7 protein-coding genes and 2 pseudogenes (1 of these 9 cut by a window edge) are annotated in these 11,146 nt (G+C 46.5%); 5 read left to right on the top strand and 4 right to left on the bottom strand.

Annotation, left to right across the window (positions count from 1 at the left end; translation table 11 throughout):
• A pseudogene (rlmD, locus tag ACFE90_RS30045) lies at nucleotides 1–281 on the bottom strand (23S rRNA (uracil(1939)-C(5))-methyltransferase RlmD); its annotated part reaches 324 nt to the left of the window's first position; the annotation flags it as partial.
• A gap of 90 nt (nucleotides 282–371) precedes the next feature.
• Here rlmD and ACFE90_RS30040 point away from each other — a divergent pair.
• Nucleotides 372–857, top strand: a complete 486-nt coding sequence (locus ACFE90_RS30040) for an allophycocyanin (RefSeq protein WP_375506014.1) — start codon at nucleotides 372–374, stop codon at nucleotides 855–857.
• A 534-nt stretch (nucleotides 858–1,391) separates the two neighbouring features.
• Here the strand turns inward: ACFE90_RS30040 and ACFE90_RS30035 are convergent.
• On the bottom strand, nucleotides 1,392–3,257 hold the full coding sequence (locus ACFE90_RS30035; protein ID WP_375506013.1) for a hypothetical protein: 1,866 nt from the start codon (nucleotides 3,255–3,257) through the stop codon (nucleotides 1,392–1,394).
• Between the two features lie 273 nt (nucleotides 3,258–3,530).
• Here ACFE90_RS30035 and ACFE90_RS30030 point away from each other — a divergent pair, with 273 nt between their 5' ends.
• Together ACFE90_RS30030 and ACFE90_RS30025 are read left to right on the top strand one after the other, a co-directional pair.
• Nucleotides 3,531–3,845 (top strand): hypothetical protein, encoded by a 315-nt coding sequence (locus tag ACFE90_RS30030; RefSeq protein WP_375506012.1) that lies wholly within the window; start codon nucleotides 3,531–3,533, stop codon nucleotides 3,843–3,845.
• 145 nt (nucleotides 3,846–3,990) lie between these two features.
• A pseudogene (locus ACFE90_RS30025) lies at nucleotides 3,991–4,224 on the top strand (type II toxin-antitoxin system death-on-curing family toxin); the annotation flags it as partial.
• 135 nt (nucleotides 4,225–4,359) lie between these two features.
• Here the strand turns inward: ACFE90_RS30025 and ACFE90_RS30020 are convergent.
• Nucleotides 4,360–5,337, bottom strand: coding sequence for a hypothetical protein (locus ACFE90_RS30020; protein ID WP_375506011.1), 978 nt, complete (start codon nucleotides 5,335–5,337; stop codon nucleotides 4,360–4,362).
• Between the two features lie 153 nt (nucleotides 5,338–5,490).
• Entirely contained in the window at nucleotides 5,491–6,474 is a 984-nt protein-coding gene (locus ACFE90_RS30015) for a hypothetical protein (RefSeq protein WP_375506010.1), read from the bottom strand.
• Between the two features lie 501 nt (nucleotides 6,475–6,975).
• Here ACFE90_RS30015 and purL point away from each other — a divergent pair.
• Both purL and purF read left to right on the top strand, forming a co-directional pair.
• Entirely contained in the window at nucleotides 6,976–9,420 is a 2,445-nt protein-coding gene (gene purL, locus ACFE90_RS30010) for a phosphoribosylformylglycinamidine synthase subunit PurL (protein WP_375506009.1), read from the top strand.
• A gap of 198 nt (nucleotides 9,421–9,618) precedes the next feature.
• Complete coding sequence (purF, locus tag ACFE90_RS30005) at nucleotides 9,619–11,118, top strand: amidophosphoribosyltransferase (RefSeq protein ID WP_375506008.1); 1,500 nt, start codon at nucleotides 9,619–9,621, stop codon at nucleotides 11,116–11,118.
• Nucleotides 11,119–11,146 lie beyond the last annotated feature (28 nt).

Below are 11,146 nucleotides of genomic sequence, written 5' to 3'. Positions count from 1 at the left end.
TGCCACTGGCAACCACCACATTTATCAGCCACAATGCAACTAGGGCGGATGCGGTGAGAAGATGGTTGCGATAAGGAATGCAGTTTAGCGTGAGCGTATTTGGGTTTAACGTGTAATAAGCGTATCACTACGCGATCGCCTACTACTGTATCTGGAACAAAGACTACGCGATCGTAGAAACGTCCCACACCATCCCCCGTATCACTCAAGTCTGTAATTTCAACTTCAATTAACTCTCCCTGTTGCCATTTGGGTGAATCATCTTCATCAGTGTGAAGCAATTCTGTAATCGACACCTTCTTGTCTCCCTTTATTTGTGTACCTAAGACTAGTTAAACTAACTAATAATATGTCGCGTGATTTTACTAATCATGACTGTAATTAGCCAAGTTATTCTCAAAGCCGACGACGAACTGCGTTATCCCAGCAGTGGCGAACTTAAAAACATCAAAGACTTTTTGGAAACCGGCGTACAACGGACGCGGATTGCGGCTACCTTAGCCGAAAACGAAAAAAAGATAGTTCAACAAGCAACCAAACAACTTTGGCAGAAGCGTCCTGACTTTATCTCCCCCGGAGGTAATGCTTACGGAGAACGCCAACGCTCTCTATGTATCCGCGATTTTGGCTGGTACTTGCGTTTAATTACTTATGGTGTGCTTGCCGGCGATAAAGAGCCAATTGAAAAAATTGGTTTGATTGGTGTGCGGGAAATGTACAACTCATTGGGCGTTCCCGTGCCTGGAATGGTAGAAGCGATCAATTCCCTCAAAACAGCCTCCCTTAGCTTACTGAGTGCAGAAGACGCAGCCGAAGCAGGACCCTACTTTGATTACATCATTCAAGCGATGTCTTAATACAAAGCGTGTGCTGGTTCTAGGAGTATACTTTCGGTCTACTAGAGTGAGTGCAATAAGCGCTCGATAGGCATAAGATACCCAATTTGATCATACCTTCCCCACATTTGGTAGTGGCTATGGCTAAATCTCTGTCAAGTTACTAACCAGTTGTGGGGAAATTTATTTAAGTATAGTTATGGGGCATTTCTCAAAGGATGAAGGACATACAGACATAAAAAACCGACAGTCCTTGATAAAGGCTGTCGGCTATTAAGTGTGTTCCCTATTAATGACTCGGCTAGAGTTCAGTTGTCATTAATTATGCCTAGTTAGCGATGGCAAAGAGACGATCCTAATCATAGATATTTGTGATTCTCGTCACATGATTGTTACAACTAAACTGCATATACCCGAATAATTTCTGAGCATCGGTAAATACCCGTAACTTTTAGTTAAGAATAGATACGCTGGTAAATACTTTTTCAGTTTTAGAGGAAATAACACCAATTAGACATTCAAAGGTTAAAACACTAGATAGAGGAATTAACAAACCTATGCTCCGTTTGCCAAAGTGCTGTAGCAGAAAGAGCTATCTGCAAAGATAAATTTCTCAAAGCCAGTCGTAGACAAGCTAATGGGATTTTCATTGTTGTTGAAACTGATGTTGGCACTTTTAAGGGTATTGCCAGAAATCACACCAGATACGATTAGTTGGGAGCGATTGAAAGCTCTCAGATCGAGGGTATCAAAACCGTCACCGCCATCAACAGTTGCTTGCCCAAACCCTTTGAAGTAGTCATCCCCAGTACCCAGAGCAATGTTGATGCCGCCACCGATCGAGACTTTTTGTTCAACTCCATCTAGGATACTGGTGGCGATAAGAGAGTCATTCCCATCGCCAGTCTTAATGATTCCTTGTCCATAAATGCCGTATGCAATGCCACCAATTGTTGCTGTAGCCTGTCCAGTAAGCTTGTCAGAACCCTTGCCAGTATCAATGACTCCATCGTTGACAATGCCATAGGCGGTGGCATTTGTTTCTGAACTGTTCCCATAACCCGTAATCGTATCGTTGCCCCACCCTGTAGTGATGGTGCCGTCTTTAGTGTTTTGGATACCAGTCCCAGCACCACCGTTGCCGATGCCGCCGGGAGCAATGCCGCCATTGCCGCCAATACCAGTGCCGACGATCGTGTCTTCTCCGTTTTCGGTATCTAGTTTGTCACTATTGTTGATACCGATTCCAGTACCGCCCTTGCCGCCGACCGTCTCAGTACTGCCATTGATGCCAGCCCCGCCGTTGCCACCAGTACCAGTGCTGATGATTGTGTCTTGTCCGTCTCCTAGATTCAGACTGCCACTGTTAACGATGCCTGTCCCAGTACCGCCATCGCCGAAGAAGAAGGTCTGGCCACCAATGCCGCCAGTACCGATACCAGTGATAGTGTCATTTGCGTCCCCTGCATTCAGACTGCCACTGTTGCTGATGCCTGTCCCATTACCGCCGTTGCCAGCGTTAGGAAAACCCTCAGCACCAATGCCGCCAGTACCTGTACCGGCGATCGTGTCTTGTCCATCCCCTGCATTCAGACTGCCACTATTGCTGATACCGATTCCAATACCACCATCGGCAGAGTAGGGACCCCCCTCGCCGCCGATGCCGCCCTTCCCCGTAGCGTTGATCGTGTCTTCTCCATTCCCTGTATTTAGACTGCCACTATTAGCAATACCGATTCCAGTACCGCCAGAGGAAACGCCAAGACCGCTGCCACCCTTGCTGCCAGTACTGATGCCGATGATCGTGTCTTCTCTATCCCCTGTATTCAAATTGCCACTGTTGTTGATGCCAGTCCCATCCCCTTTGCCGGCGTAACCGCGGCCGTTGCCTCCATTGCCGCCAATACCAGTGCCGATGAGGGTATCTTTTCCGTTCCCTGTATTAATACTGCCACTGTTAGCGATACCAGTCCCAGTACCGCCGTCGCCACCGCCTCCCAAACGAGATGTTCCATCCCCACCTTCACCGCCAGTACCAATGCCGATGATCGTGTCATTTCCGTCTCCTGCATTAATACTGCTATTGTTGGTGATGCCTGTCCCAGTACCGCCGTCGCCACCCTCATCGTTGCTGTCACTGTTGCCGTTGCCGCCAGTACCGATGCCAGTAATAGTGTCTTTTCCGTCCCCTGCATTCAGACTGCCACGGTTGGTGATGCCAGTTCCATCCGCGCCCTTACCGGAGCCGTTGTTGCCGCCAGCACCCGTGCCTTCAATAGTGTCATTTCCTAAGAGTGTACGAATCAAACCTCCAGTTAAAATATCAATACCTATTGCCGGAGATACATTTAACTCCTGTCCGATTAAAGTGTCGGCATTGGGGGTGCCGATAAAACTGGGTGGAACCGTAAGTCTAGGCACGATCAAAATCCTCTCAATGTCGGTTAGTACGGTCGGTTTTATGCACGTTACAAGAAAATTTTATTTTCTTACTTCGCAAGTAACAGTACACAAATCAGAGCATAGTAAAATTTCAGAATTTTATACAATCAATTTTTAGACGTTTACGATATTTATTTAAGTAGATTTTACCGTATAGCCATGAACTATCCTAAAGCTGCACCTACAGAGCAAGTAAATCGATAGAATAATGCTGCTCTGTACAACTGGCAACAAACCTAGCTTGGGGTAATCATGGCAACAGAACAAAAGCACAGCACTTATTTATCAGAAGCCGAAAGCCATTTGCGTCAACTTTCTATTGAAAAGTTGCGATTAGCAGTTGCGTTTCTGGCTTATTTGCAAGAAACACAAGAAAACGAAGTTACTGAAAAAGTATTATTAAATATTCCTGATTTTGCCCAATCTTTCCGCGAGATTGAACAAAATGAAGACAAGTTAGAAAATACTGCCTCAAATCAGCTTGCCTCAGATGAAGAGGTATGGCAGGCTTATTTAGCTTCTAAACAGAAATGGCAGGAGGTTTACCGTCGCCTTGCAGACTCCTAGATTTCTTTCTATTTCTCAAGTCTTAGACATTCACCAAGATGAGATAAACAGCTTTGGTGGAACATCCGGTGTCAGAGAGGAAGGTTTGCTAGATTCAGCATTGGCATAACCTCAAGCTAGTTTTGGCGGCGAACTTCTCCATCCTACAATTCACGAGCAAGCAGCAGCATACCTGTACCATTTAGCGATGAACCATCCGTTTATTGATGGCAACAAACGCACTGCATTTGCGGTTATGGATACCTTCATAACCTTAAACGGCTACAGTTTGAACTTATCCCAAGAGCAAGCTTACAACTTGGTAATTCAAGTAGTTCAAAAAGAAATATCTAAAGAAGAATTATCTGCACTCCTAGAACTGCATCTACAAAGCAAGTAAATCGATAGAATAATTCTCTGTCCCCCAGAGTGCATTTTCATGATTGATTCTTGCCCCTTAAATTCAGTAAAATGATTAGCTTTATACTTCAACTTTCTCCAAAGGTTAAAACACGAGATAGAGGAATTAACAAACCTATGCCCCGTTTGCCAAAGTGCTGTAGTAGAAAGAGCTATCTGCAAAGATAAATTTCTCAAAGCCAGTAATAGATAAGCTAATGGAGCTTTCATTGTTGTTAAAAGTGAGGTTGGCACTTTTAAGGGTATTGCCAGAAATCACACCAGATACGAGCAGTTGAGAGCGATTGAAAGCTCTCAAATCGAGGGTATCAAAACCGTCCCCGCCATCAACAGTTGCAACGCCAAACCCTTTGAAGTAGTCATCTCCAGTGCCCAAATCAATGCTGATGCCGCCACCGATAGAGACTTTTTGTTGAACTCCATCTAGGATACTGGTGGCGATAAGAGAGTCATTGCCATCGCCAGTCTTGATGATTCCTTGTCCATAAATGCCATAGGCAGTACCAGCAATTGTTGCTGTAGCCTGTCCGGTAAGTTTGTCAGAACCCTTGCCGGTATTGATTATTCCATCGTTGACGATGCCATAGGCAGTGGAGTTTGTTCCAGAACTGTTCCCATAACCCGTAATCGTGTCGTTGCCCCACCCTGTAGTGATGGTGCCGTCTTTAGTGTTCTGGATGCCGGTTCCAGCACCGACATCGCCGATGCCGCTAATAGTTTTGCCACCATTGCCGCCAGTACCGATGCCGATAATCGTGTCTTCTCTGTCTCCAGTATCCAGTTTGCCACTGTTGCTGATACCAGTACCAACTCCGCCGTTGCCGCCGATGAACTCAGTCTTGTTGATGCCGCCGTTGCCGCCAGTACCTGTACCGATAACTGTGTCTTCTCCATCTTCGGTATCCAGTTCGCTACTGTTGCTGATGCCAATCCCAGATCCGCCTGGGATATTATCGGAGTCATAAATGTCGTCTGAGCCGCTGCTGCCGCCAGTACCGATACCAGTAATCGTGTCTTTTCCGTCCCCTGCATTCAGACTGCCAGTATTAGCGATGCCTATCCCATTACCATTGACGTTGTTCGAGAAGCTCACGATAGAGTTGCCACCAGTACCGATGCCAGTGATTGTGTCTTCTCCATTCCCTGCATTTAATTCGCCACTGTTAGCGATGCCAGTCCCAACTCCGCCGTCACCACCGATTCCATCGGTGTTGTTACCGCCAGTACCGATACCAGCGATTGTGTCTTATCCGTCTTCTGAATTCAAACTGCCATTGTTAGCGATGCCGAGACCAGTTCCGCCGTCGCCAGTCTCTCCGCCGTTGCCAGCGGGACCGCCGATGCCGCCAGTACCTGTGCCGATGATCGTGTCATTTCCATAGCCTGTATTCAAACTGCCACTGGTGCTGATGCCTGTCCCAACTCCGCCGTTGCTGCCGCCGCCTCGTAGATTAAACCCACCGTTGCCGCCAGTACCTGTGCCAGTGATCGTGTCTTTTTCGTCTCCTGTATTTAGAATGCCACTGTTAGCGATGCCTGTCCCAGTTCCGCCGTCGCCATCAGGCTCATTGCCCCCGAGGATATCGCCGCCATTGCCACCAGTACCAGTGCCGAAAATCGCGTCTTCTCCATCCCCTGCATTCAGACTGCCACTGTTAGCTATGCCTGTCCCAGCTCCACCGAACGAGCCACCAGCCAAGGCACCGCCGCCATTGCCGCCAGTACCAGTGCCAGAAATTGTGTCTTCTCCGTCCCCTGTATTGAGATTGCCACTATTAGCAATGCCTGTCCCAGATCCACCCTCGCCTCCCACGTAGCCGCCCTTGCCGCCGTTACGCCCAGTACCAGTGCCAGAAATTACGTCATTTCCATACCCTGTATTCAGACTACCACTGTTAGCGATACCAGTCCCAACTCCACCGCCGCCGCCCTCGTAATTGCTGTCAAGATTGCCACCATTGCCGCCAGTACCAGTGCCAGAAATCGTGTCTTCTCCATCCCCTGTATTCAGATTGCCACGGTTGGCGATGCCAGTCCCATCTCCACCCTGAGCAACGCCGATGCTGGCAGCACCTGTGCCCTTAATGGTGTCATTCCCTGAAAGCGTATAAATCAAACCTCCAGTTAAAATATCAATACCAATTGCCGGTGAGCCATTTAACTCTTTCCCAACTAAAGTGTCGGAACCAGGGGTACCGATGAAATTTGGTGGAACAGTAAGTCTAGCCATGTTCAAAATCCTCTTTATTAGATTAGTACGGTCAGTTTGTTCATTGAGATGAGTAGTCTATCAAAAAAATTCCCAGAATCCTTTCTTCAACAGTCATTCAGTGATTGAGTCTGCCGTTGTAGAAGTTACTTCAGGCGAATAAAATGCCAACTAAATAATCAGATTTCAGAGCATCAAAACTTGCGATCGCCTCCTATGAATTTTTTCTGTCTTCAGATAATCGCTCGTTTGATAGGCTGATAGCCATTTCCATAACCTGGAAATCATCTATGCACATTACAATAAAACAAAATTTTATTACTTTATAATTCCCAGTATAATTACCATTATTACAGAATATAATACAATCTCCTTTTAGACGTATTACAAAAATCAAGCGAGTAAATAGATAAATTTACTTGCTTGATTTTTAACATCTAGCTATGAACCATCGTAGAACTGCACCTACAGGGCAAGTAAATCGATAGAATAATGCTCTGTACAATTGGTGCATTATTATCCATGACCGCCACATCTCCTGCTTTCTTTTCCCCGCAAGAAATCGCTGCTGAAGGTCTTAAACCAGAAGAATACGCAGAAATTGTCCGTCGGTTAGGGCGTCATCCCAACAAAGCTGAACTGGGAATGTTTGGGGTAATGTGGTCAGAGCATTGCTGTTACAAAAATTCTCGACCTCTACTCAAACAATTTCCCATTGAGGGGCCCCGCATTCTCGTGGGGCCTGGTGAAAATGCTGGTGTTGTAGACTTAGGCGACGGACTGCAACTAGCTTTTAAGATTGAATCCCACAACCACCCATCAGCTGTAGAACCATTTCAAGGTGCAGCAACGGGAGTAGGCGGTATTCTCAGAGATATTTTTACAATGGGTGCGCGTCCCATTGCTCTATTAAACTCACTGCGCTTCGGTTCCTTAGAAGATGCCAAAACTCAAAGGCTGTTCCAAGGCGTAGTGGCGGGAATTTCACATTATGGTAATTGCGTTGGGGTACCTACCATTGGTGGCGAAGTGTACTTTGACTTGGCTTATTCTGGTAATCCCTTGGTGAATGTTATGGCACTAGGATTAATGGAAACATCAGAAATCGTCAAATCTGGAGCATCTGGCTTAGGCAACCCCGTGCTTTATGTTGGTTCTACTACCGGGCGCGATGGTATGGGAGGGGCAAGTTTTGCCAGTGCAGAATTGAGCGATCAGTCAATAGACGATCGCCCTGCTGTGCAAGTGGGCGATCCATTTTTGGAAAAGTCGTTAATTGAAGCTTGTCTGGAAGCGTTTAAGACAGGTGCAGTTGTCGCCGCCCAAGATATGGGTGCAGCCGGTATCACCTGTTCTACTTCAGAGATGGCGGCAAAAGGCGGTGTGGGAATTGAACTCGATTTAGATAAAATTCCCGCAAGAGAAAGGGGGATGGTTCCCTATGAATATCTGCTTTCGGAATCTCAAGAACGAATGCTGTTCGTTGCCCACAAGGGGCGTGAGCAAGAATTAATCGACATTTTTCACCGTTGGGGACTGCAAGCTGTTGTTGCTGGTACTGTCATCGCTGAACCCACCGTGCGGATTCTCTTTCAGGGTGAAGTAGCAGCAGAAATTCCTGCTGAGGCTTTGGCGGAGAATACCCCACTATATAACCGGGAATTATTGACAGAACCGCCAGAATATGCATGTAAAGCTTGGGAATGGACACCTGATTCCTTACCTGCTTGCACAACTGCTGGAATAGAACTCCAAGGAGGCGTGCAAAGTTGGAATGATATTTTGTTAACTTTGCTGGATACACCCACGATCGCTTCTAAAAACTGGGTATATCGTCAGTATGACCATCAAGTACAAAATAATACAGTAATACTACCAGGTGGTGCAGATGCGGCCGTTATCCGTTTGCGCCCCCTAGAACAAATCCCCAATCTAAAGTCCCAAATCCCAAATCTAAAATCAGGAGTGGCGGCGACGGTAGATTGCAATCCTCGTTATGTTTATCTTGACCCCTACGAGGGAGCTAAGGCAGTGGTGGCAGAAGCTGCACGCAATCTTAGCTGTGTGGGTGCAGAACCTCTGGCGGTGACGGATAACCTAAATTTTGGCTCTCCAGAAAAACCGATTGGTTACTGGCAATTAGCAGAAGCTTGTCGCGGTTTGGCAGAAGGTTGTCGAGAATTGGCGACACCCGTCACAGGCGGTAATGTCTCTTTGTACAATGAAACACTTGATGCTCAAGGCATCCCAGAACCAATTTATCCCACTCCAGTAGTGGGTATGGTCGGATTGATTCCTGATATCACCAAAATTTGTGGTCAAGGTTGGCAAGCAGTCGGCGATGTAATTTATCTTCTCGGATTGCCTCTGGCATCCAAAATCAGTTTGGGAGCATCGGAGTATTTAGCCACTATCCACGGTACTGTTGCCGGAAAACCGCCACGGGTAAATTTTGACTTAGAACGCCGCGTCCAGAAAGTTTGTCGTGAAGGAATTCGTAATGGTTGGGTACGTTCAGCCCATGATTCTGCTGAGGGAGGATTGGCGATCGCAATAGCAGAATGTTGCATTTCTGGCAATCTTGGTGCCGAAATCAATTTAGAAATAGCACCAACACAGTTAAACCACGGCAGTTGCTCCACTTGGGGAGACCCCATCGCCCTTGGCGTCTCCCCTTGGGAGAAGACCGCACTGCCTCGCTTGGATGAGGTGTTGTTTGCCGAAGGTGGTGCCAGGATTTTTGTTTCTGTAGCATCAGAACAACAAGAAATTTGGGAATCATACTTACAGGAACATCTGGGTCAAGAGTGGCAAAAACTGGGTACGGTTCGTAATTATGAAACGGGTTTGGGGGTTTTCACTACTGATAACCAAGCCTTAATCAAAGTTAGGATCGAAGATATGAGCGATCGCTATTCCCACGCGATCGCCAGACGTCTTGCCATCCACACCACTACCCCCAGTTAAAGAAGTTAGGAGTTGAAAGTGAGGAGTTAGGAATAAACAGCATAACTTCTAACTTTTAACTCCTGACTCTTTTTTTAGCGTCTCTGATCATAATTACGGTACTGTTTTAATAGATGGTTAAAGATTTATTAAGAAAGCTACAACTATCTATACACATAATCCCAGTGACTTGACCCCCCCACCAGGAGCAAAGCTAGCATGATTTCGATTCATTCTGTCACTTCGGATGAATACCCCGACCAGACCAACAACCCAATCAATAGTCATGAAAATCTGCCTGACAAGCCAGAAGAAGCTTGTGGTGTTTTTGGCATCTACGCACCAGGAGAAAACGTTGCGAAACTGACCTACTTTGGATTGTATGCCCTCCAGCATCGGGGTCAAGAATCAGCTGGTATTGCCACCTTTGAGGGTACACAAGTACACCTCCACAAAGATATGGGCTTGGTGTCTCAAGTCTTTAATGAATCCATTTTGGATCAGTTGCCTGGTAGCCTTGCTGTTGGTCACACTCGTTATTCCACCACAGGTTCTAGCCGCAAAGTTAATGCCCAACCCGCAGTACTGGAAACTCGCTTAGGTTCATTAGCATTAGCACATAATGGCAATTTAGTCAATACGGTGCAATTACGTCAAGAGTTGCTTGAGAAAAAATGCAACTTAATCACGACAACAGACTCAGAAATGATCGCTTTTGCGATCGCAGAAGCCATCAACGCTGGCGCAGATTGGCTAGAAGGTTCAATTCAGGCATTCCATCGTTGCCAAGGAGCCTTTAGTTTAGTTATTGGCACTCCTAACGGCGTTATGGGTGTTCGGGACACCAATGGCATTCGCCCCCTAGTGATTGGCACTTTGGCTGGTAATCCAATCCGTTACGTTTTGGCTTCGGAGACTTGTGGTTTAGATATTATTGGAGCCGAATACCTGCGAGACGTAGAACCAGGCGAATTAGTTTGGATTACTGAAGAAGGTTTGGCTTCTTATCATTGGAGTCAAAAGCCTCAGAGGAAATTGTGTATCTTTGAGATGATTTACTTTGCCCGTCCTGATAGCGTCATGCACAACGAGAGTTTGTACAGCTATCGGATACGGTTAGGACATCAACTAGCTAAAGAATCCTTTGTAGATGCCGATATTGTCTTTGGTGTTCCTGATTCAGGTATCCCAGCTGCGATCGGATTTTCCCGAGCTTCTGGTGTAGCTTACGCGGAAGGACTGATTAAAAATCGCTATGTTGGACGAACCTTTATTCAGCCAACCCAAACCATGCGCGAGTCGGGTATTCGGATGAAACTAAACCCCCTTAAAGATGTGCTGGCGGGTAAACGAGTAATTATTGTTGATGACTCGATTGTGCGGGGTACTACCAGCCGTAAATTGGTCAAAACTTTGCGTGAAGCTGGTGCATTGGAAGTACACATGCGAATCTCTTCCCCACCAGTAACTCATCCTTGCTTCTATGGCATCGATACCGATTCTCAGGATCAGCTGATTGCTGCTACCAAGTCAGTAGCGGAAATTGCCAAGCAACTGGAAGTAGACAGCCTCGCCTATCTCAGTTGGGAAGGAATGCTAGAAGCGACACGAGAAGATACCAATAGTTTCTGCTCTGCCTGCTTTACTGGAGATTATCCCGTAGCGATTCCTGAGCAAGTGAAGCGTTCTAAGTTGAGTTTAGAAAAGGTAGTGATGTAGGGGATTGGGGTAGAGACGCGATTAATCG

This window comes from uncultured Nostoc sp. (genome assembly GCF_964245445.1).
Taxonomy (GTDB): Bacteria; Cyanobacteriota; Cyanobacteriia; order Cyanobacteriales; family Nostocaceae; genus Nostoc.
This window is presented reverse-complemented; position numbering and strand designations above follow the sequence as displayed.

Excerpts from the sequence above, each read along its gene's own strand:
- ACFE90_RS30040 (WP_375506014.1), top strand. The coding sequence starts at position 372 with ATGACTGTAATTAGCCAAGTTATTCTCAAAGCCGACGACGAACTGCGT.
- ACFE90_RS30030 (WP_375506012.1), top strand. The coding sequence starts at position 3,531 with ATGGCAACAGAACAAAAGCACAGCACTTATTTATCAGAAGCCGAAAGC.
- ACFE90_RS30015 (WP_375506010.1), bottom strand. The coding sequence starts at position 6,474 with ATGGCTAGACTTACTGTTCCACCAAATTTCATCGGTACCCCTGGTTCC.
- purL (WP_375506009.1), top strand. The coding sequence starts at position 6,976 with ATGACCGCCACATCTCCTGCTTTCTTTTCCCCGCAAGAAATCGCTGCT.
- purF (WP_375506008.1), top strand. The coding sequence starts at position 9,619 with ATGATTTCGATTCATTCTGTCACTTCGGATGAATACCCCGACCAGACC.